The sequence below is a fragment of the Archangium lansingense genome (assembly GCF_026626635.1).
Lineage (GTDB): Bacteria > Myxococcota > Myxococcia > Myxococcales > Myxococcaceae > Archangium > Archangium lansingense.
This window is the reverse complement of record NZ_JAPNKA010000001.1, coordinates 7,722,358-7,746,235: the sequence shown is the minus strand read 5'-3', so window position 1 is coordinate 7,746,235 and position 23,878 is coordinate 7,722,358. Positions and strand designations below refer to the sequence as shown.

The following is a 23,878-nucleotide window of genomic DNA, read 5'->3' as shown; positions in this document are numbered from 1 at the left end:
CGCATGCTCTCGAAGGAGGAGCGGCGGGGGAGGCAGGCGCTTCGGGGCCATGAGTCCTGCTGGAGCTTCGCCACCGTCGACCTCGGCGGCTTGGCGAGTGGCGGAAGGCTGCAGCAGTTCCCCGGAGGTCCGCTGCCGACGCTCAACCTGCTCAAGCTGGACTGACCGGTGTGCTTACGGCCTCCCTCGCAAGTGAAGCGGCAGTGCCGCAGCTGGCGCCGGTGGCGGCCGAGTTCTCGTCGCAGGTGGGGCGCGGTCTCGTCGAGGGACTCGGTGCGAAGGCGGAGGAGAAGAGCGATGCACTCGCCGCCTTCCTCGAGAGTGCGGGGCGGCGCTTCGTTCACGCGCTCGTGGATCAGCTCGACACGGAGCTGCGGGCCCGTTGGAGTGCGAGGGAAGGGAATGTGAGCCGGGCGGTGGAGGACACGGCCGAGCAGGTGGCCGCGGCATGCGTGCGGGGCGCTACCGAGGAGTTGGTCCGCCAGATGCGCTGAGCGGCCTGGGAGTGCCCCCGGGCAGGAGGGCCCTATCCTCCAGTGCCCAAAGGGTCTGGCTGCCCTCCGGTTCAACTGTCTTGGATGCGGTGCGGTGCCTCCCCCCCGGTGCGGTGGCCGGAAGTGCGAGCGGTCCTAGCTTGTGCGAGCAGGACTTCGCGGAGCAGGCACACGCATGAAAAAGAACGGTCATCGGCGTCAGGCGGGCAACGGCTCGTCCACTTCCCCTTCCGACACACTCCAGAGAGAGGTGCTTCCCATCCCGGATCAGCCCTACCAGGGCGTCCGGCCCTTCAGTGCGGCCGACCCGAGCGCGAAGTTTCCCCCCATCAAGCCACTGCGGCCCCCGGCGGGCGCCCCCAACGTCCTGGTCGTCCTGTTGGATGATGTCGGGTTCGGCGCCACGAGTGCCTTCGGCGGAGTCATCCACACGCCCACCGCGGATCGCCTGGCCAAGGGAGGGCTCAAGTACAACCGCTTCCACACCACCGCGCTCTGCTCGCCCACTCGCGCCGCGTTGCTCACCGGCCGCAACCACCACGCGGTGGGCTTCGGTGGCATCACCGAGATCGCCACCTCGTCGCCGGGCTACACGTGTGTCCGCCCGAACCACTGCGCGCCGGTTCCGGAGATCCTCAAGCTCAACGGCTACAGCACGGCGCAGTTCGGCAAGTGCCACGAGGTGCCAGTCTGGGAGACGAGTCCGGTGGGGCCGTTCGATCGGTGGCCCACCGGCTCCGGCTTCGAGTACTTCTTCGGCTTCGTCGGCGGAGAGACGAACCAGTGGTATCCGGCGCTCTACGAGAACACCACGCCCATCGAGCCGGACCGCAAGCCGGAAGAGGGCTACCACTTCATGGCGGACATGACGGAGCGGGCGATTGCATGGGCGCAGCAGCAGAAGGCGCTCACGTCGGACAAGCCGTTCTTCATGTACTTCGCGCCGGGAGCCACGCACGCTCCCCACCACGTGCCCAAGGAGTGGGCGGACAAGTACAAGGGCCGCTTCGACGCGGGCTGGGACAAGCTGCGCGAGGAGATATTCGCCAGGCAGAAGAAGCTCGGAGTCATCCCCAAGGACTGCGAGCTCACGCCGAGGCCCCAGGAGATACCGGCCTGGAATGACATGCCGGAGAAGCTCAAGCCGGTGCTGGCGCGGCAGATGGAAGTGTACGCGGGGTTCCTGGAGTACGCGGACCACCACGTGGGGCTGCTCATCGAGGCGCTGGAGAAGATGGACGTGCTGGACGACACCCTCGTCTACTACATCATCGGGGACAACGGTGCCTCCGCCGAGGGCTCGCCCCAGGGGACGCTGAACGAGGGGTTCCTCTTCAACAACATCTTCGGCGTGGAGACGCCCGAGTACCTCATCGAGAACATGCACAAGCTCGGCACGCCGGAGGCCTACAACCACTACGCGGTGGGCTGGGCGCATGCCATGGACACGCCCTACCAGTGGACCAAGCAGGTGGCCTCCCACTACGGCGGCACCCGCAACGGCACCATCGTCCACTGGCCCAACGGCATCCGCGCCAGGGGGGAGGTCCGCGAGCAGTTCTCCCACGTCATCGACGTGGGGCCCACCATCCTCGAGGCCGCGAACCTGCCCCAGCCGGTGCTGGTCCACGGCGTGCAACAGACCCCGATGCAAGGGGCGAGCATGCTCTACAGCTTCGACGACGCGAAGGCGCCGGAGCGGCACGAGACCCAGTACTTCGAGATGTTCGGCAACCGAGGCATCTACCACCAGGGCTGGGCGGCGGTGACGAAGCACCGCACGCCGTGGGAGTCCGCGGCGAAGGTGAGCCTCGAGAATGACGTCTGGGAACTGTACGACACGACGAAGGATTGGTCGCAGGCCAGGAACCTGGCCGGCAAGCATCCGGAGAAGCTGAAGGAACTGCAGCAGCTCTTCCTCATCGAGGCCGCGAAGTACTACGTGCTGCCGCTGGACGACCGCGGTGTCGAGCGCTTCAACTCGGAGATTGCGGGCCGGCCCGAGCTCATCCAGGGCGACTCGCAGATCCTCTCCGGGAGCATGAGACGGATCAGCGAGAACTCACTGATGAACCTCAAGAACAAGTCGCACTCGGTCACCGCGGAGGTGGAGATACCGGAAAGCGGCGCGCACGGAGTCATCATCACCCAGGGGGGCCAGTTCGGCGGCTGGTGCCTCTACGCGTACAAGAACCGGCTCCGCTACTGCTACAACTACGGCGGGCTGCGCCGGTACTACATCGAGGCCGGGAGTGCGTTGCCCAAGGGCACGCACCAGGTCCGCATGGAGTTCAAGTACGACGGGGGCGGCGTGGGCAAGGGCGGTACCGTGACCCTGTACGTCGATGGCAAGAAGGTGGGCGGGGGCCGGGTGGAGGAGACCCTGGCCAACGTGTTCTCCGCCGACGAGACCGCGGACGTGGGCCGCGAGATGGGCTCGTTCGTGGCGGAAGGCTTCACCAACGGCGACAGCGTGTTCAACGGCCGGGTGAAGTGGGTGCAGCTCGACAAGGGCAAGGAGGACTTCGACCACTTCCTCTCGCCCGAGGAGCGCTTCCGGGTGGTGATGGCCAGGCAGTAGCATCGGGCCTCGGACCCCGGGTCCACGGACCTGGGGTCCGAGCTCCGCCTCCAGCTCGCGTTCCCGTTCTCCAGGAAGAAGTCTTGTTCTCCGGTGCTCAAATGGCCTGGCTACCCTCCGGTTCATCCGTCTTGGATTCAGTGTGAAGCCACCCCCTCGGTACGGTGGCCGGGAGTACGAGGAGTCCTAGCTTGTGCGAGCAGGACTTCGCGGAGCAGGCACACGCATGAAGAAGAACGGGCGTCCGGCCCTTCAGTGCGAGGGACCCGAGCGCGAAGTTCCCTCCCATCAAGCCGCTGCGGCCCCCGGCGGGCGCACCCAACGTCCTGGTGGTCCTGTTGGATGATGTGGGGTTCGGCGCCTCGAGTGCCTTCGGCGGCGTCATCAACACCCCTGCCGCGGAGCGCCTGGCCAAGGGAGGGCTCAAGTACAACCGCTTTCACACCACGGCGCTCTGCTCGCCCACGCGCGCCGCGCTCCTCACCGGCCGCAACCCCCACGCCGCTGCGAAGGTGTCAAAGGACTCGACCGGCGCCTTGGCACCAGTGCGCCCCCCGAAAAAACAAAAGGCCCCAGGTTCCGGAGAACCTGGAGCCCTGAAGAGCGGAGGCGGCGGGAATCGAACCGGAGAAATTCCGCTATGATTCCAGGTACTTTAGAAGAGCTATCCCGCCTATACCGAGCAGGATACCCCTCCCGTACCCCCGCGGCCCCGCGGTGGACGCTCCCGGCATCGCGCCGTACCCCACTCGCCGCACTGGAGAAGCCATGTCTATACCCACCCTACTGCGCGCCGTCCTGGCGCTCGTGCTGTCCCTCGCTGCGTGCGGCCCGTCCCGGGTGGAGTTCTTCCCGCTCTCGGACGAGCCCATCCAGACCGCCGCTCTCTCCTGCCCGCCCGCCCCGGCACCGGTCTGCCCGGCCGCGCCAGTCCTCGAGTGCCCGCCCCCGCCCGTGTGCCCGGCCGCGCCAGTCCTCGAGTGCCCGCCCCCGCCCGTGTGCGCGCCCCCGCCAGAGCCCCCGGCCCCGGTGGAGCTGAGCTTCAGCGCGACGGCGATTGAACCGCTGAGGGCTGAGCTCCAGGTCGAGTGGGCCGTGCGCGGATGCACTCCCTCCGACGTCGAGATCCTGGGTGAAGCGGGTCAGGTCGTGAGCATCTACCAGCGCGAACCCGTCCCCGTCGTGAACGTGAGTCGCCCGGGTGCTCCCATGATCGAGCGCCTGGGGCTCTGGGTGCGCGTGACCTGCGACGATACGCGGTCCCACGTCGCGGGCCCGTTCATCGTGACGGACGTGCTTCGTGCGACCGAGATTCACGAGCTGAACACCGAGCAGCCCCAGGCGGTGATAACTCGGCTACTCCACATGCCGGAAGGCGTCTTTCTGCTTTGGGCCGACCGGGTGGCGGTGAATGACCCCACCATCACAATGGAGCGGCTTATGGTGCTCGACGCCTCGGGTCAGAAGCTCCGCGAACACGGGCTCGCCTATCACACGACGGGCGAGGGTACTGCCCCCACCCAGCCTTTCTGGTTCGAGGAAACGCGCCTTGTTTGGAGCGGGAGCTCGGGCCGGCGTTCCTTCTACGACTACACGACTGGAGCAGGAAGCCCGCAGCCCTACCGCGTCACGACGCCGCCACCTCCGGCATTCACTTTCCCCGGGAAGCCTGATGCGCTCCGTTCGTGGGGCGGCTTCTGGGCAAGGCACGCGGACGGCACCCAGCGCGCTTGGGTGGGACGCGGGAGCGTCGTAGCGCTCGTGGACCTCGGAGGGTGAAGAGCACGCCGCATCCAGCGCGTTGAACGAGGGGCCCTACCACGGTGGGGCCCTTCGCCATTTACGGCTTCCAGCTCGCGCGGGCCGTCGTGCGTCTGTCCATCACGAGGCTCGCGGGGGGCATCACTTCCCGTTGACGTAGAACGCTATCCCGTGAAGGCGAACGCGGTTCGCGTCGTTCACGAGTAGCGACATGTAGCCAGCGCTTGCGCCAGTGCTGGCGCCCGCGATCTGGACAGTCGAAAACCCCGAGGAGCTCGTGGAGGGCACCAGGAACGTGACGGTGTAGGCCGGTACGGCCGCCGCCGGAAGGACTGCCAGGGTTGAACTCGTTCCGGTCTTGCTGATGTCGCCACGAATCCAGCACCGTCCGAACGAATCGACGCGGTATTGATGAGGGCCAGTGGCAGACACATTGAAGTCCGTCCAGTCGGCATGCAGCGGAAGCGTCTGCCACCCGTCGCCGTCGAGGTCGAAGGTGTTCTTCGCCGTCCAGGTGTTGGCGCTTCCCAGACGACCGTAGTGCGTGGTCAACACCGTGAGGAGCTGGGTGTTGTCCGCCTTGACGAGCGGCGTGTGCGCCTCCACGACGTTGCAGATTTCCTCCTGGACGGCGTTCAGCCAGTCGGAGCCGATGACGGTGGCCTCCTGCAGCGGGGGAGTCAGGCTCCCCGGCACGTGTAGTCCGTCCACGGCCCCGTCAGCGTCAGTGCGATGCATCACGCACCTCGGCGGGCTTCGCGGTGGAGTCGTCGCTCTGGCTCGGCTTCGGGGTGACGTCCTGGCCTGAGCGAGTACGGCCAGCGCGGGCGGCACCAGACCGGGCAGACGTCTGGGGCTTCGGAGTCTCTTGCATCATTGCGGTTCTCCTTCGGGGTGAGTGCGGCGCCCCCCACCAGCGGCCCACGCGGAAGGAGGGGGCGCGCAAGCCGCTGGTGAGGGTTGTAGAGGCGCCGCGGCCTCTACATCCGGGGAAGGCGCCCCGGAATGCTCGTGTCTGGGATTAGGCGCCGTTGTTCTTGTAGATGCCGACGTGATCGACCACGCCGCACCCGAAGTCGAGGGAACAGCGCCACCTGGTTCCCATCACCTCGAAGCCCTCCTCTTCCATGATCTCGGGACCGTTCTGGCCGTCCAGGTAGGCATGTTCCAGCACCGCCACGGACGCAGGATCCGCGGCCACGTACCACGCGGTGGTGGACACGGCATCGAGACGGGGCTCGACGATGGGCTCGATCTTGCCGGACCAGGGGTTCACGTCACTCGTGGTCGTGGCGTTGATGGTCGCGGCGAGCTGCATCGCGGCCACCTCAAGGGCAGCGGGCACAATCGCGAACCGCGGGACGACATTGGCGGGAGTCTTCCCGTCCAGGCCCTTCTGTGTGCGCAGCGCGCGCCACGCCATGCCGAGCGAGGCGACGGAAAGCGCGTCATTGGTGGCTGAGAGATTGCCCCGGCTCACGTGGAAGAGGGACACGGAATCTCCCATGATGGGGTTCGACGTCAGGAGGGTCACCAGCTGATTCGCCTCCAGCTCCGCCGCGGCCCGACCGAAGAGACGGATCAGATCCAGGGCGCCCAGGTCGTCGTTGATGATGGCCTCACGCGAAATGCCGAAGATACGGGCATGGGTGGTCAGCCGGTAAGACTGCTTCGAGCTGGCCATGGTGCCGGACTTCACCTCGCCGTGCTCGTTCACGGGGAGCAGCTCCGGGGCCTCGCCCAAGCGGAGCAGCGACTTCGCGCGGAAGTCGCGGGCGCTGCTGGCGCGGCTGATCTGCTTCAGCCCGGCCGGATACGACTGGTACCCGTCCAGGAGCACCCTGGCGCCCGTCTCCGTGAGTAGGGCCTTGAAATCCGACGTACTGTGTAGGGCGCGCTTGACGATCTGGGACTGCGACATGAGCCTGGGGGAGATGCCGCGGGCCTCCAGACACAGGCGCGCATGGTCAGTGATGCTGAGCCGGACGTACTGGTTCGCCGCCTCGGGCAGCTTCTCCCGGCATCCCGCGCGGTGGGCGAGCGCGGCGGCCATGTTCCGCACGCGCTGATCCGGGCCGTCGTAGCTGTTCCCCACCTCGAAGCTGCGCTCGGCCGCGCCCGAGGGTGCCTGGCTGGTGCCGTCGTTGTCGCTGCGCTTCGCCAGCTCCTCGAGCACCAGGGCGCGTGCCTCGTTCAGGGGGGTGCTGGCATCGATGAGCTTCCTGGCGAACTCGTCCCCGAGCGAATGCTTGCGCGCCAGGGTGTTGATGGTGGTGATGCGCTCACGCTCCAGCTTCGCTGCGTTGTTCTCGTCCACGTTGCTCTCCTTCTGCGGCGAGGCGCCGCGGGTAATGAATTCACAGGGGTTGCGGTCGGTACTGCTGGCACTTCGGAAGCCGGCGCCAGCGTCGGCGCCAATGGCAACCGCGCTGATCTCGTGCGGGGTCCACCGAACCGCTCTCATGACCGGGTGGCCGTCTTCCGCATCCTCCACCTTGACCAGCTTGTTGAGCCTGTACCCGACGGAGCAGTTGGTGACGATACCCTCGGCAACCTTGTTGAAGAGCTTGTCGGCCTCGGGATCCTTGCCCTCGGAGACGAATCGCACCAGGGCACGGCCCACCATCTGCTCGCCGCTCTTCACCAGCCAAGCGCGCTCGACAACGCCAGGCGTGGCCGCGACGTTGTAGCCATCGTGGTTCGCCAAGAACGGCGCGCCCGAGTTGAGGCGCGAGAGGTCAACCGCGCTCTCGGAGACCTCCAATTCCTCCCACCACTGATCGAACCAGCCGCGAAGCACTCGCGCCCCGGTGGTCCACGTCACCTCCACCGTGCGATTCTTCCGGTCCAGCGTCGAAGGCTCGAATGCCGCTCGCATCGACAGGGGAGGCATTTCGCGTGTCTGCGTCATGCCCCTTCAATCCCACGCTCCGAATGTAATTACTAGACAGCCATTTTTCGTTTCTTGCCGTCCAGGATGTTCCGGATCTGCCGCTCGTCTGGAACGCGGTCCCTTGCCAGGAGCGCCAACGCCAGACAGCCGGCGAGGGAATCAGGCTGGGGGTTGGCGGGCATTGCCGCGCGACTGGCCTTGAGCATCGCCGCACGGAGCTGCCTCGCCTGCTCCGCAACGGACAGGCCCTCTCCGAGGAAGCCGGCGGCAGCCTGGAGCGCTTCGTCCCGTTGGCGCATTCGGTCCGCGTAAGGCAAGCCGGACATGAGGACTTCGAGCATCCACGACCGGAGGCCCGGCGGGAGCTGGCCGGCGCTCTCTCGCTCCAGGGCGCGATACATCACGGGGTCTACGGTGACCATCGGTGGGGCCCCTAGTTCAACGCCTGCGTGGACGGACGCGGCCCGAACACGCGCAGCACCGCGGCGGCAGCGGCATCGCGCATCACCTGGGCGGCCCGGGGGCCTTCCACCTGGTGGAGCACCAGCTCTTGAGCGGCGGGGGTCACCAGCTGCGCCACCTTCCGCATCTGCTCCGAGCTGGGCTCCGGATAGCCGCCGGTCGCCAGCAGATGACGCGCCGCCAGCGCCCCCACCTCCGCCAGCTCCACCGCCCGCCGGGTGTTCTGCAGCGAGGGCACGAGCCCCAGGACCTCGGCGGCTACCAGGAGCGTGATCGCGGTCACCACCATCGCCAAGCTCGGGGTGGGCTCGTCCTCGAGCGTGGCTCCAACGCTCCGGGCCAGGGTGGTGCAAAACCTCTTGAGCTGGTCTGCCGAGAACTTGATCTCCCGGGCGTTCAGCTCGGCCATTCCAGCATCCATGGCTCGGTTGGCGATCTCGTCCCGCTCGCGCTTCTGCTCATTGGTGAAATACATCGACAATCCCTTTCATTCTGGGTGTAGAACCACCACTAGCAGTTTTTCCAAAGCGCACAACTCTGCCCCTGAAATTTCACGGCGCACGCGGCCGGGCGGCCTGGCTACCCACGGAGTGGTTTAGACGTCTGGAACGGCCACGCTAAACACGGGCGTTCCAGCGTGTTCCAGGCGGTTTTCGGCAGGCGTTCCGCGCAGTTACGCGGTCGATGTGTCTGACATTCCCGGGAAATGTTACCGCCGTAAACACCTGGGTTTTTCCCTCTCAAGCGTGGGAGCGCGCTCTTTCGCACCCGTGAGTCTCCGGCCCCTCGGAAGAACCTAGGCCACGGGAGGGGGGCATCACATCTTGCGGACTGCTTGGCGGCCCGAAAGCCTGTTCACGTTGGCCTACCATCCGGACCGGACTCCCCTAAAGGGAGAGTCCGCAGTCCGCATGGGGTTTGGATGCGGACTGGTCCGCAAGAGTCTGCATCAGTCCGCATCGCTGGTCGCCCCGTTGGGCACATACACGATCCCGCCCTCAGCCTTGGCAAACCGGGCCTGCCCCTTCCGGATCAGCTCATCCACGACCGCAGATGCTTTCGCCTTGCCGACTCCAAGGGCCGCCCGAATGGCCTCCCGACTCAATCCCTGGCGGCCGGGCGGATTCACCTCGTGAGCCCGGCGAAGCTGCTGCAGGACGCGCGAGGCATTCTCCGCTAGCTCCTCCTGCCCCTTCGCGGTGGCCTCCGGCGAGTAGGCCCATCGTGCGACCGTGGCCTCGCCGTTCTCGTCGTCCTCCACGTTGAGCGTGAGCCCGAACGTCCCCGCCCCCTTGCCGGCCTTGAGCTCGACGACGACGGTGTTGACCCACTCGGCTTCGGTGGCCTTCGTCATCGACAGATAGATTCCTCCGTCCACCGCACCATGCACAGCACTCGAGCCGCGCATGAGTTGGCCGGGACGTCTCTGGGCCTTGTCGGGGCCTGCCTTGGCGCTGTGGTGGATGAAGAGCACCGAGCAACCCAGCGTATCTCGGAGGAAGCGTAGGCGCTTCATGACTTCGGCCATGTCACCGGAGCTGTTCTCCTCGCCCGTGTGCGCATCGCGCAGCGGGTCGATGACCAAGAGCGCGAGATTCGGCGGGCATGCTGCGAGGAGGCCGCAAAGGTCGTTGTCGTCCAAGAGGTTCAGCGACGCTCGGCACCTCACGTGGATGTGTCGGACCGCCTCGAGCGGGTCCAGTTCCATTCCCCGGGCCAATGCCGTGAGGCGCGTCCGAAAGGACCGCTCGGAATCCTCGAGGGCGAAGTACGCGACTCCGTGTCGGTCGTTGCAGGGCACCTTGAAGACGTTGAAGAGCGCTCTACGAGCGGAGACGGCGATCGCCATGGTGAGGGCAAGCCACGTCTTCGAAGTCTTCGGCTCACCCGCGATGACGAGGACCGACCTCTCTGGGATGAACCCACAGACGAACCAGACCAACGGAGCAATCACGCGCGAGAGTAGGTCCGCCGCTCGCTCGAAGGAGAACCGCTCAGCGCCCGAGTCTGCCTTCCCCTGGTAGCGCTCCCACGCAAACTTGGCCTGCTCAAGCCGGAGGTCGCCGGGCGCCCCCTTGGCGTAGCGGTAGGCGTTGTCGCGCAGCTTCTCGAGGTCAGCCGTAGGCCAGGGGGGCTCGCACCGGTCGTTGTAGCGAAGTCCGAACTGCATAGCCTGGTCGGGAGAGAGCCCGCGATCCCGGAGGCGCATGAAGAACTGCAGCGTGCGTGCGTTTCCGCCCTCGCCCTCGCGTGAAGCGGGATAGCGGTCAACCATCTCGAGGATCTGCGCTTCAACCTCCGGCGTCAGGGTGACCTCCGGCGGCCCGGCAGGCTTGGAGTCGGGCACGTCGTGGAGGAAGCGCTGGATCCTCGCCGCCAAGAACGCCGGCAGCGCCGCGAGCTCACCATTCATAGCGTCCCCCGCTGATGTGTCCACTCGGCGGGGCAATGACGTAACCGTAATCGGCCCGAACATCGATCCCGAGCCCCACTTTCGAAGAGGTGCTGGGCACGCGCCCGCCGGGGTGCTTGAAGTAGAGGTGAAGTCCGCCGGAGCCCGTACGTGCACTGAGCGTCACCGGAACTTGCCCGAGGGCATTCAACGACGCGACGCCGTCCTTGCCCGGCTTCCGATCCAGGTCGATCACGACAAGCCTAGACTCGGCCCCAGTGGCGATTGCGACGTGAGCGGGAGGCCACCGCCCCCACCAGGCGCGGATCTGCCCCGTGTCGGTGCTCGCGTCCTTGACGCCGTGGCGCGTGAGCGGGTGCTTGCCGGGGCTGGTGCAGGCCGCGCCCGAAGGGCACGCGCAACGGCCGTTCTCGGTCCACCAGCAAGGGAACACACGCCAGCCGCGGGCTGCATACTTGAGCGCCGCGGTGAGCAGCGCGTTTGCTTGCGTCACCATGTTCAGGCCGGCTCCGTGCTCTGGAATCGGGACTCGGGGCGCCGACCCATCGGAGGTCGGCGCCTCTGTTCTTTCGGAAGGTGCGGTCACGCCTTGATCTCGATGTAGTGCGGCTCCGGAGGCAGGAGCACCAAGTACCCCCAGCGCGTGAGGTCTGCGTGGGCGGCTTCAGCGCTCGGCCATCCTGCCAACGGCGGGAACGCGGCGGTCGAGTTCGGGTCGCGGATGTACTCGCGCCCATCTTTCATGATCGCCTGCCACATGCCGGCTTTCGCCTCGACGAGAACAACGGTCGCGGGCTTCATTGCGCGGCCTCGCAGGCCTTCAGGTAGCGCTCGAGCTCGGCGCGGGAGATGAAGGTCCGGTGGCCGTCCTTCACGACGCAGAGGAGCCCGCGGGCGATCCGGTCGTAGAGCGCGGATCGGCCGAGCCCGGTGATGCGACAGGAATCGGGAATCGAGAATCTGGCGGGAGTAGGAAGTGGGTCGTTCATGCGGACGTCTCCAAACGAGGTGACGTCCGTGACTGTACTGTCCGGTGTTGCGCGGGTCGTGCGGACAATAATTCCAGATTATTTGTCCGCCGTCTGGCGCAGGGGCTTGCGGGAGAGAGGCGGGAGCTAGCGCCGCTTGGATGGCCTCCCCTTCTTCCTATGGGCCTGAGCCAGCCGCTCAAGCCCAGCGAACGCAGCCTCCCGAACAAGCTCAACGCTAACAGGTCGGTCGTCGTCCTCTTCGAAGTAGAGCGGGACGTTGAGCGCTTGTTCCACGGGCAATCCCATTTCCCTGGCGCGATCCAACAACTCCTCTCTGATTGAAGCCATCGCCTGCCCCCAGGGGGACTGAAAGTATTTCGCTTTAACGCCTGCAATCCCTTCCACGAACGGCATCAGCCCATCACGCGCCAAACGCTTGCGAACGCCGTCTGCTGTCATCCCAAACTCGTTCGCCGTCTCCTCTAGCGCTTTGCTCAACGTGGCACCTCGCCCACGTCTGTTCGCGAGGTGCTCGATCATCTCAAGGACAGAGTGCTTGTCCGATGCGGGCACCCCTTTCTTGTTGAGCTTGCGTTCCCTCATCAAGCCAACAGTGAGACTGTCTGTTCTCGGCTTCGGCGGGCGCCCACGCTTGCCCCCTAGCACCCTGGCAAACTCTGCCGCAATCAGCTCTGTCGTCTCAGTCCGCGCTATTTCCCCAGCTTTAAACTCTGCGAGATAGCGGCGCATCAACTCCGGAGTCACTCGTCACCTCGCTCGGCACGCACGAGCTGTTCGCACCACCAGTTCGCGAGGCGGACGCGCTCGGGGAGCCGTGCGCCGCGGTCATACGCGCGGACAACCTCGCTGGCATGGACGTGATCGAGCGCCATCTCGACTGCGTCTCTATCGAAGCCGTTCTCTCTGGCGAGCGTGGCGAACGCTGCTCGATAGCCGTGGGGCGTGTGCGTCTTCTTGAGGCCGAGCGTCACGCGGTAGAGCTTTGAGAGCGCCTCGGACACGATGTGCTCGCTCGGATCCGTCAGCGAAGGAAAGAGGTAGCGCCCTGAGCCGGTCATCCTGCGCCACGCTCTGAGCTCATCCGCGATCGGGGGACCGAGGATAACCCGGTGGTCGTGGTGGCGATCCTGGGCCTTCATCTTCGCGCGTGGAATGACCCAGGCTGGCACCTCCGCGTCGAGTTCCGCGAACTCGGACCACTCTGCGGAGATGACGTTCCCGACGCGCGCCGCAGAGAAGGCGCAGAGCCGGTGCGCCATGTGAACGGCGCGGGACAGGTTCGCCGCGCTCGCCCGTCGCAAGATGTCCCCGAGCGCTGCAAACTCAAGGAGCGCGGGCCGTCGGCCGATCTGGCGCTTCCGGGGGATCAGCTCGCGGGAGGACTCCGCTGGATTGTGGGTACAGAACCCGCGCGCCATCGCGTAACGGAAGATGCCTGCCAGGCTCTGGCGCAACTTCCTCGCGGTGTCGATGCTCTCGCGCTCTACGACCACGTGCTCGACCAACTTGCCCACCATCGGGTCGGTGATCTCGGCGATTGGAAAGCTCCGGAGTGGCTTTGCGTAGCGCTCGAGCGTCTCGGCGGTCGTTTCGTAATGCGCCTGGCTCCACCCGGAGCGACTCTTCGCGAGCCACGCTTCAGCGACGGACTCAAACGTCGTCCCCGCGGAAACGACCGCAGCAACGCGGCTCATCCGTCGGGCCTGAACGGGGTCCTTCCCTTTCTCAAGGTCGGCTTTCACACGCGCTCGCGCGAGGCGCGCTGCTTGAAGGCTGACCTCGGGGTACGTGCCTGCAGCGAAGTAGCGCCCGGTCTTTCCCCCGAACGCGTACTTCACGCGCCAGACGGGCGTGCCTGCGGCCGTCACGGTCAGGAACAGACCCCCGCCGTCGAAGAGCTTCCAGCTCTTCCCCTCGGGCGGCTTCTCCACGCCGGCCTCACGCCAGGCGCGCACCGCCTTGACGTGCGCCTTGACCTCCAGCTCGGTCAGCTTGTTCATCCCTCTGGTGCCGATACCCCCAGCCATAGCCACGCTCCCGGTTCGGTTCGGTGGAGTACCCCAATCGTACCCCCACCGTAACCGGCTGTGGCTGGACGGCACAAGATGCCCCCGGACGCCTAAACGCCCGGAATCAAAAAGAAAACGGCACCCTTGCGGATGCCGTTGTATACTGCCGGACGCCCGTGGACGTCCTTCTTGTGGAGGCGGCGGGAATCGAACCCGCGTCCGAATGTCCCTGGCACCCGGCGGTCATCTCCTCGGTTGCAGGAAGGCGGCGATGCGTTGCTGGACGGCCTCGCGCACCGGCTGGGGAAGTGTCTCGATGACGCTCCGGCGCAGCACTCCCTGGGTGAAGGTGGTGCCGCGAAGCACCTTCGCCTCCTCCAACTCCTTCCAGGGCGCGGCGAGCTGCTCGGCGTTCAGTCCCAGCACGCAGGCGGCCAGCTCCAGGCTGAAGTCTGCTCCCGCGAGCGCGACGGTCCGGGCCAGCCGCAGCGCGTCCGGAGAGAGCCGCTTGAGCCGCTGCTCGACGATCCACGTCACGCGGTCGGACAGGGGTGGTGCGGCGGGAAAGCTCCCGTCGAAGCCGGCCGCGACGAGGCTCCGGGCCGTCTCGATGAGAAAGAGGGGATTGCAGCCCGTGTACCTCGCCATCTGCGGAGCGATCGCCTCCAGCCCGGGGACGCCCATCTGGGTGAGCAGCTCGCCGACGGAGGCCAGCATCAGCGGCTGCAGCGAGAGCCAGGCCGCGAGCCCCGCCTCCCGGTGCTCGCGCAGTCTCTCCTCGAAACCGGGGGACAGCTCGCCCGTTCGCAGACAGGTGATCAGCCGCAGCGTGTCCCCGTCCGGCTCCGGCTCCAGCAGCAGATCCTGAACGCGCAGGTGCAGCTCGAGGCTGGCCGGATCCGCGCGGTGCGCGTCGTCGAGCACCAGGGCCGACATGTCCCCGCAGCAGGTGCGGATCAACCGGGCGAACGCCTCGGCGAGCCGGGCCTTCTCCTCGGGGTTGGTGGGCAGGGGCGGTGCGCTGGGAGCGAGCTCCGGGACGAGCCGGGTGATCTCCTGCCGCACCCAGGGCTCCAGGGGCCGCTGCGGCTCCAGTCCCAGGACGGCGCGGCACATCCGGGCGCTCGTCGCGTAGGGAGTGGACGGGTCCGCGGGCCTGGCCGCGACGAGGAGCCAGGAGCCCTGGGCACTGCAAAACTCGGAGACCAGCCGAGTCTTGCCGATGCCTGCCTCTCCGAGCATGTAGATGGGACGGCCCGCGGCCCAGGACTCCTCCAGGGCGGCCCACTCGTCCTCGCGGCCGACCAGCACCGGCGGGGAGAGCACCGTGAGGGGAACCTCCTCGGGAACACGGGGTCGGAGGCGCTCTTGTTCCGCGGGCCGTTCGAGCTCCTGGACGAGGGCCCGCGTCTCCGGGGAGGGATCGATGCCGAGCTCCCGGTGGAGCTGTTCGCGGCAATCCCGATAGGCCCGGAGCGCCGAGGCCCGGTCTCCGCGCCGCAGGTGGAGGCGCATCATCATCTGCCACGCCTGCTCCGAGCCGGGCTGGAGCTGGAGCAACCGTTGCACCGCGTCGAGCGCTGGTTCGAGCTGGCCCTCCTGCTCCAGGCGGAGGGCCTCGGCCTCGATGGCACGGCATTGTTGATAGCGGAACCGGGTGCGTTGGATCCGGAGCCAGTCATCCAGCTCTCCACAGTCTTCGTAGGAGAAACCGGCGAGCAGCTCGCCCTGGAAGTGGGAGAGAGTGGCGTAATCACGCGCCTCGTAGGTCTTCCGGAAGAGCAGGGCGTCGACGAGGAGGCACTCACAAAGCCAGACGGGATTGTCCCCCGCGACGCTGTCCTTCCCCAGGTCTCGCCGCAGCCTGGACAGGAGCTGACGCAGGTTGCCGCCCGCGTCCGGCGCATCTGGCCACAACAGGCTGGCGAGCCGTCTGCGCTCGGTGGGACCCTCGATGGCCAGATAGGTCACCAGTGCCGCCGCCTTGCGCTCCAGGTGCTTGGAGCCATGCTGGGGCGAAACAAGCCGTGCACGTCCAAGCACCTCGATATGCGTGGCAACCGAATCCATGGACCCCCTCCAGCTAAGGATTCTTCTCGCCCCGTGAGCCGGGCCGCAAGGTCGGTGTGAGCGGGGTGCTCGCACGCAAACCAGGTGCAGTCACGCCGCAGTCACGCTTTGGAGCGCCCCTCCAGGCCCTCCCATCACGCGCCAATCACGCCCTGTCCTTCACAGTGCTCGTGAACTCATTGCTCGGGGGGGGAACGATGTTCGAGATCCATGGAGGGAAATACTTAGGGGGGAGAGCCACCTACTGCTTCCTGGGGGCCGCGTGCCTCTGGGCGGCGCCGGTCCTGGCTCAGGGCACTCCTGTGCCCGCCGCACCCGCGGCTCCCACCGTCCCCGCGATTCGTACCGTCCCCACGACTCCCGCTGCTCCGGCTCCTCCTCCTGTCGTCCTCCACACGGAACTGGTCGTCAACGATCTCCGAAACCAGATTGCCTTGCACAGCAGGCGAATTGAACAATTGCTCCAGGAGCGTTCGGCTCTCAGCGTGCAACTCGAGAGGATCTCCTCGCAACTCGATTCGGGCCGGGGGCGGGATGAGAAGTCTTCCGCTCAACTCCGGGAGCAGCAGACGCGGCTGACCCGGGCAGTGGATGAGAAGGACAGGGAGCTCCGAGAGAGCGTCCTGCGGCAGGAGAAGCTGTTGTCGATGGCCAGGACCCAGGCGAATGCGCTGGAGGCCGTCGGCAACGAGAGGAAGCTCTTGCGCTTCATCGTCGGAGGCGGAGTGGGGCTGCGGCGCCTCGAGAACGTCCAGCTCGGGTCGGCGGGTGGAGGGGCTGCTCCGGAGGCCGCCGCCGGGAACACGGACGCGCTGCAGGTGGATGTGTTGGGAGGGCTCGCGTTCCTGCCCGTGGACTTCAACAGCAGGGATCGCCGCCAGACGCTCAGCCTGGGGGGCATGGTCGGGCTGGGGGGGAACGGCTTTCCGGCCAACTTCTACGCCGGACTGACGCTCAAGGTCTGGATTCTCTACCTGAACGCCGGGCTCAACTTCCGCAGGGAGGAAGCCTGGCGCCACGGGCCGCCCACGCAGCCCCAATTCTGGCAGGGCGCGTGGACGCCCACCGTCTTCACGGCACTGGCGCTGGACAGCGAGGCGCTCCTCGAAATCCAGCGAGTGGTGCCGTCGAAGCCCTCTCCGGAGGGTTTGCAGGTCGATCCGAGGTGAGGGGAGGGGGGCCCCTCACCTCGGGTCGTTTTCATGTCACGGCAGAGACAGTCCCACGCGCTGGCGCAGGCGCATGAAGTCGTCCGACAGGACGTAGGCGAGGATCTGCTGCAGGTCGACGCGCTCGCGCAGGGACTGCAGCAGGGGCTCGGCGTTGTCCAGGCGGGCGGTGGCGAAGTTCGGGTCCTCGCGCAGCACCATGGTGAGGCCCACCGACACGTCGCCGCACATCAGCACACCGGCCCGGTCCGCCGAGAACGCCATGCCCTCCAGCACGGGCTCCAGCTCCACCTTGGACTGGGGCCCCAGCTCCAGGGCGGCTGGCTCCAGCGACTTGAGCGCCTTGCGCGTGTAGGCCCGGCGGTACTGCTTCACCAGCTCCTCGTTGTTGCGTCCCATGGCGGTGAACAGCGGGGCGAAGATGCGAACCGAGTTGCCGAAGAGATCCTGCGTCTCGCCGCGCGACAGCTTGGAGAGCACCGCCGTCTTGTTGAGCAGGCCCATCACGGCGCGGCCAAAGAGGAACTTCTGCTCGCGGGCGTTGAAGCGGCGCACCACGTCCTGGCCTACGCACACGCTCAGTGGCTCGGTCGTCTCCAGGCCGATGAGCCCGCGGCGGGCCTGGTACACCTCGAACTCCTCCACGCCGAACACCTGCGCCACCGCGCGCACGGCCTTGAACACCGCGTGGTCCGGCTTGAGCTTGTCCGTCTTACGGTCCACTCCGAGCAGCTCGAACTGCGCCGGGTGCATCCGGCTGAGCTGATCTCCCACGGACCGCATCACCTCGAGCAGCGGCCCTCGTGCCGAGGGGTGGATGAGTCCCGCATCCACGTCCGCCTGGCTCAGCCGCTCCTGCGTCTCCGTAGGCAGCCGGCTGCGCATCTCCGTATAGAAGGAGGCCTCGGCCTCGTTCGCAGAGCGCAGGAAGTGCAGCACCGCCGAGGCGCAGAAGGCCTTGTCGTTCTGCCGAGTCCCTTCCCACAGCCGGAAGAGCGCATGCAGGCTCTCCACCCGGGTGGGATCCAGCTTCAGCAACTGCCGGTTCTCCTCGATGGCGAGCTGCGAGGCCGCTGCGTCGCGCATGTACAGGGTGGCGAGGGCCGAGCGGGCCGGGATGCTGGACGGGTCCGCGTCGACGATGTGCCGGTAGAGGGTGATGGCCCGGTTGGGCTCCTCCAGCGGGCCGGCGTACAGGTCCGCCACCTTCAGCTTCAGCGAGGCCGCGCGCTTCATGTCGCCAGAAGTCTGGGCCTGGGCGGCCTGGGCCTCCAGCATCTGCGAGAGCTCCATCAGGTTTCCGGCGCGCTCGTAGAGCACCACCAGTCGATCCAACAGCACCGCGTCGCCCGGGGTGAGCTCCAGCGCCTGACGGTACAGCGTGGAGGCGGAGGCGCCGTCTCCCAGCCCCTGCTCGTGAATCTGCGCCAGCGACACGGTGTGGCGTGCGCGCTCGGCCACGGGGAGATCCATTTCCAGCAGTCGCCGCAGGCAGTCCATCGCGCCCTGCCAGTTGCGCACCTGCTGGAAGAGGGCGGCCATGCGCTCCAGGGCCTCGGTGTTGCGCGGCATGCCCTCACGTGCGGCGTGCAGGTGCATCGCGGCGCGGCTCGGCTCGGACAGGTGGTCCTGGTACAGCGAGCCCAGGGTGAGGTGCATCTTCGACAGGAGGGCCGGATCTCCCCCGAGCGGGATGCGCTGGGCGAGTGCCGCGGCGGCGTCGGCGTAGCGGCGATCCTCCAGCAAGAGGTGGGCGCGCAGCTCCAATGCCTCCGGGTGGGCGGGCTGCAAGGTCAGGGTGCGCTCGAGCAGCTCCATGGCGCGGGTGCGGTTGCTCAGCGCGCCGAGGTGCGTCTTGGCCGCGCCGAAGAAGGCCGCGGCGGCCGAGACCGGGTCCTGCTGGGCCAGCCGGGCCTCACCGCGCCGCTCCTGCAGCATGGCCAGGTCCGCGGCTCCACCGCGCGCGGCCAGCAGATCCTCCAGACCCGAGGTGGCCTGGGCGTCCAGTGGATCCTTCTCCAGCGCCTGGCGGTACAGGGCGATGGCGCCCTCCGAGTCCTGCAGCGGGCCCGCGGCGAGCCGGGCCGCGGCGACGAAGGCCTCGATGGCGCTGCGGGGATCCTTGGCAACGCGAGCCTCGCTCTCCAGCAGCACGCGGGCAGAGGCGGCGTCCCCGCGGCGGGACAGCAGGCGGCGCAGGCCCTGGATGGCGGGCAGGCACTGCGGCTGAAGCTGCAGCGCGGCGCGGTAGGCCTGCTCGGCGCGGTGGAGGTTGTTCAGCCGCGTCTCGTCCAGCTCCGCGCAGCGCAGCATCAGCTCCACGCGCTCCAGCTCCTCGGAGACGACCTGGAGCCGGCGCATGTAGAGCTCGGACAGGCCCGCGGCGTCACCCACCTGGCGCAGGGCGCGCTCCAGGTAGAAGGCGAGCCGCACGTCCCGGGGGTTCTCCGCCACGGCGCGGCGCAGGGCTTCCACGTCGGTGCCCTTGTCCAGATCGGTGGCGGCGTTCACCCGCAGCGCGGTGCTCAGGCGTCCGTCCTTCACCACGTCGGCCAGGCGCAGGCGCAGCTCGCCGCGGCGCGCTCGGTCACCCGCGCGGATGCGCTCCAGCGTCTTGAGGGCCGACAGGTGGCCGGGCTCCAGCGCCAGCACCGCCTCGCAGCACTGGGCCGCGCGCGCGGGCTCCTGGAAGTGGTCCAGGTACAGCCGCGCCAACTTCGTGTACGCGGCGACCTTGGCGCCCGGTGTCTGGGCCATCTGCGTCTCGCGGTCCAGCAGCCCCACCAGCTCCTTCACGTCCTCGTCGGCCAGGTACAGCCGCTCCAGGGCGCGCAGCGTGGCGGTGTGGCCCGGCGCCATCCGCAGCACCTCCTGGAACACCTCGATGGCCATCTCCGGCCGCTTGAGCTGATCCTCCCAGATGGTGGCCGCGTGGTAGAGGGCGTTGGCCCGCTCCATCGGATCCGTCCGGTTGGCGGCCTCGGCGCGCAGCACCTCGATGAGGCTCTCCCACGCCCCCTGGGCCTTGTACAGCCGCGCCAGCGCGCGCAGCGCCGGGAAGTGGCTCGGCGCCAGCGTCAGCACCTCCTGGTAGGAGGCGACGGCCTGGTGCTCGTCCTTGAGCCGGTGCTCGCACAGCTCGCCAATCTTGTAGATGAGCGCCGCGGCGGCCTCGGGAGAGGGGGAGAACTCCGCCTCGGCCCGGTACATGCGGATGAGCAGGTCCCACTTGCTCTCCTGCGCGTACAGCCGGCCCAGGGCCTTGAGCGCTGGCAGGTACGAGGGCGTCAGCGTCAGCACCCGCTCGTAGGCGGCGATGGCGCCCGAGCGATCCTTCAGGTTCTCGTCGAGGAGCTCCGCGTTGCGGTGGTAGAGCGAGAGCACCTGCTTGGTGTCGCCCACCAGCGAGGCCTCCAGCTCCTGGTTGCGGATGAGCTCCTGGAAGCGCCCGGCGCGCTCCAACAGCCGCGACAGGTTGCGGATGGTGGGCAGGTGATCCGACGCCAGGTCGAGGATGCGCCGCATGCACTCGATGGCGTGGTCCAGATCGCTCAGCCGGTCCTCGTAGATGACGGCGACCTTGTTGAGCGTGGTGATGAGCTGATCGCGGTCCTGCGTCTGGAGCAGGTCCTGCTCGTACATGGCCACGAGCTCGGCGAAGCGGCTCTGGCGCTCGTAGAGGCGGGTGAGGGCCTTCTGGGCGGGGAGGTAGCCCGGCTGGAGCTGGAGGCAGGTGTTGTAGCGCTGGATGGCCTCTTCCTGCCGGCCCAGCCGCTCCTCGAGGATCTCGGCCGCCTTGAACATGCGAGCGGCCTTTTCCTTGGGATCCGGGCTGGCGGCGGTCTCGGCGTCGAAGACGGAGACGAGGCCTTCCCAGTTGTGCATGCGGTAGAAGAGCTTGCCCAGGCCGGCGAGCGCGGCGGCGTGGCCGGGGATGCGGGCGAGGATGGCTTGGTAGCGGGAGATGGCCTCCACTTCGCGCTTGAGGTCCTCCTCGTAGAGGGCCGCCAGGCGCAGGTTGATGGCCACCAGCTCGCTCTCGTCGTTGATGCTGCCCACCCAGGCGAGCAGCACGTCGGCGAGCTCCTCGAAGCGCTGGCGCGTCTCATAGATGTTGGCGAGCGCGGAGAGGATGAGGGACTCGTTGGGGCTCACGCGGCGCGCGTCGAGCAGGGCGGCCAGCGCCTCCTCCTTGCGCCCGAGCCGCTCATACATCTTGCACAGCTGGAGCCAGGCGGGAGCGCCCTGGGGCCCGAGCACCTCGGCCTCGGCGGTGAGGACCTCGAGCAGCTCCTCGGCACGGCCTTCGCGCAGGGCCACGCGCTTGAGGGCGTTGAGCAGGAGCTGGTCCGTGCGGTCCAGGGTGAAGGCCTCGCGGAAGCAGGCGGCGGCCTGGTCCGGACGCTTGAGGCGCTCCTCGAGCACCAGGCCCGCGGTGGTGAGGTAGTGGGCGCGCAGCGCGGGCGTCTCCAGCGCGGTGGCCATCAGCCGGTACACCTCGACGAGCGAGGGGTAGTCATTGCGCGTGGCGTAGATGGCCTCGAGCTGGGTGAGTAGCGAGGCCTCCTGGGGGCGGAGCTCCAGACATTGCTGGAAGGCAGCGGTGGCGTCCGCCTCGCGCGACAGACGCTCCTCGAGCAGGATGCCCTTCTCGAAGAGGAGGGCGGCGCGCTCACTGGGGGTCTCGGTGGCGTTCAGCTCGGCCTCGAGGAGCTGGACGGCCATCTGCCAGTTGCCCACGTCGGCGAAGAGGCGGCGCGCGGCGCGGAGGTTGGCGAGGAACCGGGGGGCGAGCCGGTAGGCCTGGTTGTAGGCCATGGCGGCGTTGCGCGGGTTCTTGAGGGGGTCCTCGTACAGCCGGCCCATCTCATGGAAGAGGAGGGCGGCCTGGGGCTCGTTGCCGAGGGCGCGCGCCTCACGCTCCAGGGTGGCAATGCGCTCGCGGGCCTCTTGCTCGGGGCTGGAGGCCGCGGGGATCGTGGAGAGGTTGGTGGCGAGGGCCTCGGTGGCGACCGGGCGGGTGGGCGTTCCTCCCAGCGTGACGGCGGCCACGGGGACACCGGGGGAGGACACACCTGGAGAGGACGAGGAAGGCATCCTCGACAGATCGTTGCGCTCGCTCATGAGAAGACCGGCTCCGTCAGGGGAAACAAGGCGAAAAGTCACACGCCTTTCGAGGTCGTACCATGTGCTCGGAAGCCCCTCAAGTTCCCGACTTTCTTGGAATTTTGCCTGACTTGCAGGCTCGGAGGGCAGGCCAGCGTTCGTTGTAGGGCGCGCAACCCGTACCGTGAGGCAGGGTGCCGGAGCGGGAGGGCTTCCTAGCTTCCAGGCGAGGCCCGGGTTGCCCGGTTCCAGGGCGGAGCCAGGGGGGCGCGCGGGTGGTGGCGGGACGCCGGGGGCGCTCGTGGGAACCTATCGCATTGCTCGCAGACTCGCGGTGAACCCGGCGGCCGAGGTCTTCCTCGCCAGGAGGACGGGGGCGGGGGGAGTGGAGTCTCCGGTCGTCCTCGAGCGCCTGCTGCCAGCGGTCGCGCGGGATGTCCCCTTCGTGGACCTCTTCTTGGGTTCAGCGCGGACGTCCGCCACGCTGGCGCATGAGAATGTCCTGCGGGTGATTGAGGCGGGCCTGAGCGGAGGCGAGCAGCCCTGTCGGGTCCTGGAGTTCGTGGACGGGGAGCAACTGGGCGCGCTGCTCGCGGCGCGGGCGCGAGGGCTGGTGATCGGCCTGCGTGAGATGTGCTTCATCGTCCTGCAGGTGGCCGAGGGCCTCGCCAGTCTTCACCAGGCGCGCGCCTGCAATCGGGGCCTCCACCCCAGCCACGTGTGGCTCTCCCGGGGCGGCGAGGTGAAGCTCGTCGACACGGGCGGAGCCTCCCGGAGCGATCCGCCCTACCTCACGCCCGAGCAGGCCCGAGGCCGCCCCGCGGATGTACGTGGCGACGTCTTCCGTCTCGGGTTGCTCCTCTATGAGCTGCTGGCGGGACGGCCCCTCTTCGCGGGCTCGCCTCCGCAGGCCATCCACCACATTGGCGCCTTTGACGAGCGCAGCCTCGAACCGCTGCCCGGGTGCCCGCCCTCGCTCTGGGTCATGCTGCTCCAGTCCTTCGCGGCCGATCCCGAGGCCCGCATCCGCTCGGCGCGCGTTTTCGCGGACACCCTGCGGAGCTTCCTCGTGGAGCGTCAGCTCGTCGTGGACCACCTGGACCTCGCCCACCTCTTCGCCCGCGCCTTCCCCGCGCGCCGTTCGCTCCTGGAGGCAGGCGGGGTCGTGCATGGGGAGGAGCTGTCCCTGATGGAGCGTACGCCGCCGCGTCCACCCGTCATGCCACACATCGTCCGGATGGATCCGGTGATGGCCAGGAGGCGCGTCCCGATGGGGCCGCCGCCGGTGTTGTACCCGGTTGAACCGCCACCGCCCCCGGATGCGGCTCTCGAGGAAGCTGGGGAGGAGGTGCTGGAAACGCCCAGGCGCCGGGCCTCGGTACCGCCCCAGGAATTTCAGGCCCGGCTGTTCGACGAGGCCCTGATGCTGACCGGGGGAGGTGCGCAGGTGGCGCCCCTGTTGATACGGCTGACCCGCCGCTGCGTGGCGCGGTTGGGGGGCGGGAACGGAGAGGAGGAGCTGGCGGTGCTGGCGGCCCGTACGCTCGTGCTCGCCGCGCGGTTGGAGACACCCCGGCGCTTCGTCCTCCCCTCGCTCGCGCGGGTGCGCATGCTCGTGGACGGGTGCCTGGAGGTGGGTGAGCTCCTCTCCACGGTACTGCTCGCGGGGCGCGATTCTGGCCCGCCCGAGGGGTGCGCCGCGAGGGCCCTGCTGTGCGCGGCGGCCTTCGTCGCCCAGGTGCAGAGCGCCAGGCCTGGCGTGGCGGAATCGGCGCGGGTGCTCGGCCGCCTGCGGGAGGATCCGCGGCTGGCTTCGTCGGCCCTGGAGGCACTCGCCGCCGAGCTGGGCGTGAGTGTCATGCCGCCCGGTGTGAAGGTGGGAGGCGCAGCCGCGCAGTGAGGGTGCGCCTCCAGAAGGACGTGGCGCT

20 protein-coding genes are annotated in these 23,878 nt (G+C 67.9%); 7 read left to right on the top strand and 13 right to left on the bottom strand.

Annotation, left to right across the window (positions count from 1 at the left end):
* Window positions 1–3: 3 nt before the first annotated feature.
* The 5 genes from OV287_RS30905 (at window position 4) to OV287_RS30885 (ending at window position 4,854) form a co-directional block, all read left to right on the top strand.
* The gene (locus tag OV287_RS30905) at window positions 4–165 is read left to right on the top strand and encodes a hypothetical protein (protein ID WP_267537639.1); all 162 of its coding nucleotides are present in this window, start codon (window positions 4–6) and stop codon (window positions 163–165) included.
* Window positions 166–203: 38 nt separating this feature from the next.
* Window positions 204–494 (top strand): hypothetical protein, encoded by a 291-nt coding sequence (locus OV287_RS30900; RefSeq protein ID WP_267537638.1) that lies wholly within the window; start codon window positions 204–206, stop codon window positions 492–494.
* 175 nt (window positions 495–669) lie between these two features.
* Window positions 670–3,075: an arylsulfatase gene (locus tag OV287_RS30895; RefSeq protein ID WP_308809752.1), complete on the top strand. Its 2,406-nt coding sequence runs from the start codon at window positions 670–672 to the stop codon at window positions 3,073–3,075.
* A gap of 329 nt (window positions 3,076–3,404) precedes the next feature.
* Window positions 3,405–3,719, top strand: a complete 315-nt coding sequence (locus tag OV287_RS30890; RefSeq protein WP_308809751.1) for a sulfatase-like hydrolase/transferase — start codon at window positions 3,405–3,407, stop codon at window positions 3,717–3,719.
* 124 nt (window positions 3,720–3,843) lie between these two features.
* Window positions 3,844–4,854 (top strand): hypothetical protein, encoded by a 1,011-nt coding sequence (locus OV287_RS30885; RefSeq protein WP_267537637.1) that lies wholly within the window; start codon window positions 3,844–3,846, stop codon window positions 4,852–4,854.
* A gap of 123 nt (window positions 4,855–4,977) precedes the next feature.
* On the opposite strand, the gene OV287_RS30880 is transcribed toward OV287_RS30885, so the two are convergent.
* From OV287_RS30880 to OV287_RS30825, 12 genes are all read right to left on the bottom strand, one after another.
* Complete coding sequence (locus OV287_RS30880; RefSeq protein WP_267537636.1) at window positions 4,978–5,574, bottom strand: hypothetical protein; 597 nt, start codon at window positions 5,572–5,574, stop codon at window positions 4,978–4,980.
* Window positions 5,561–5,713 carry a hypothetical protein gene (locus OV287_RS30875; RefSeq protein WP_267537635.1) on the bottom strand — a complete coding sequence of 51 codons (153 nt, stop codon included), beginning with the start codon at window positions 5,711–5,713 and terminating at the stop codon, window positions 5,561–5,563. The genes OV287_RS30880 and OV287_RS30875 overlap by 14 nt, the downstream gene beginning before the upstream one ends.
* A 144-nt stretch (window positions 5,714–5,857) precedes the next feature.
* Window positions 5,858–7,747 carry a prohead protease/major capsid protein fusion protein gene (locus OV287_RS30870; protein WP_267537634.1) on the bottom strand — a complete coding sequence of 630 codons (1,890 nt, stop codon included), beginning with the start codon at window positions 7,745–7,747 and terminating at the stop codon, window positions 5,858–5,860.
* A 32-nt stretch (window positions 7,748–7,779) separates the two neighbouring features.
* A complete protein-coding gene (locus OV287_RS30865) occupies window positions 7,780–8,151 on the bottom strand; it encodes a hypothetical protein (RefSeq protein WP_267537633.1) in 372 nt (123 codons plus the stop codon).
* 11 nt (window positions 8,152–8,162) lie between these two features.
* Window positions 8,163–8,666, bottom strand: coding sequence for a hypothetical protein (locus OV287_RS30860; protein WP_267537632.1), 504 nt, complete (start codon window positions 8,664–8,666; stop codon window positions 8,163–8,165).
* Between the two features lie 474 nt (window positions 8,667–9,140).
* The gene (locus OV287_RS30855; protein WP_267537631.1) at window positions 9,141–10,604 is read right to left on the bottom strand and encodes an AAA family ATPase; all 1,464 of its coding nucleotides are present in this window, start codon (window positions 10,602–10,604) and stop codon (window positions 9,141–9,143) included.
* The gene (locus tag OV287_RS30850; protein WP_267537630.1) at window positions 10,594–11,100 is read right to left on the bottom strand and encodes a bifunctional DNA primase/polymerase; all 507 of its coding nucleotides are present in this window, start codon (window positions 11,098–11,100) and stop codon (window positions 10,594–10,596) included. The genes OV287_RS30855 and OV287_RS30850 overlap by 11 nt, the downstream gene beginning before the upstream one ends.
* 86 nt (window positions 11,101–11,186) lie before the next feature.
* Window positions 11,187–11,405, bottom strand: coding sequence for a hypothetical protein (locus OV287_RS30845; RefSeq protein ID WP_267537629.1), 219 nt, complete (start codon window positions 11,403–11,405; stop codon window positions 11,187–11,189).
* A complete protein-coding gene (locus OV287_RS30840; RefSeq protein ID WP_267537628.1) occupies window positions 11,402–11,593 on the bottom strand; it encodes a helix-turn-helix domain-containing protein in 192 nt (63 codons plus the stop codon). The genes OV287_RS30845 and OV287_RS30840 overlap by 4 nt, the downstream gene beginning before the upstream one ends.
* Window positions 11,594–11,719: 126 nt before the next feature.
* Window positions 11,720–12,325: a hypothetical protein gene (locus tag OV287_RS30835; RefSeq protein WP_267537627.1), complete on the bottom strand. Its 606-nt coding sequence runs from the start codon at window positions 12,323–12,325 to the stop codon at window positions 11,720–11,722.
* Window positions 12,326–12,336: 11 nt separating this feature from the next.
* A complete protein-coding gene (locus OV287_RS30830; protein ID WP_267537626.1) occupies window positions 12,337–13,596 on the bottom strand; it encodes a tyrosine-type recombinase/integrase in 1,260 nt (419 codons plus the stop codon).
* Window positions 13,597–13,848: 252 nt separating this feature from the next.
* Complete coding sequence (locus OV287_RS30825; RefSeq protein WP_267537625.1) at window positions 13,849–15,675, bottom strand: ATP-binding protein; 1,827 nt, start codon at window positions 15,673–15,675, stop codon at window positions 13,849–13,851.
* Between the two features lie 485 nt (window positions 15,676–16,160).
* Here OV287_RS30825 and OV287_RS30820 point away from each other — a divergent pair, with 485 nt between their 5' ends.
* A complete protein-coding gene (locus OV287_RS30820) occupies window positions 16,161–16,844 on the top strand; it encodes a hypothetical protein (RefSeq protein WP_267537624.1) in 684 nt (227 codons plus the stop codon).
* A gap of 36 nt (window positions 16,845–16,880) precedes the next feature.
* Here the strand turns inward: OV287_RS30820 and OV287_RS30815 are convergent, their stop codons facing one another.
* Window positions 16,881–21,968, bottom strand: a complete 5,088-nt coding sequence (locus OV287_RS30815) for an Adventurous gliding motility protein K (RefSeq protein WP_267537623.1) — start codon at window positions 21,966–21,968, stop codon at window positions 16,881–16,883.
* 283 nt (window positions 21,969–22,251) lie between these two features.
* On the opposite strand from OV287_RS30815, the gene OV287_RS30810 reads away from it, so the two are divergent.
* A complete protein-coding gene (locus tag OV287_RS30810) occupies window positions 22,252–23,850 on the top strand; it encodes a serine/threonine protein kinase (protein ID WP_267537622.1) in 1,599 nt (532 codons plus the stop codon).
* Window positions 23,851–23,878: the final 28 nt, after the last annotated feature.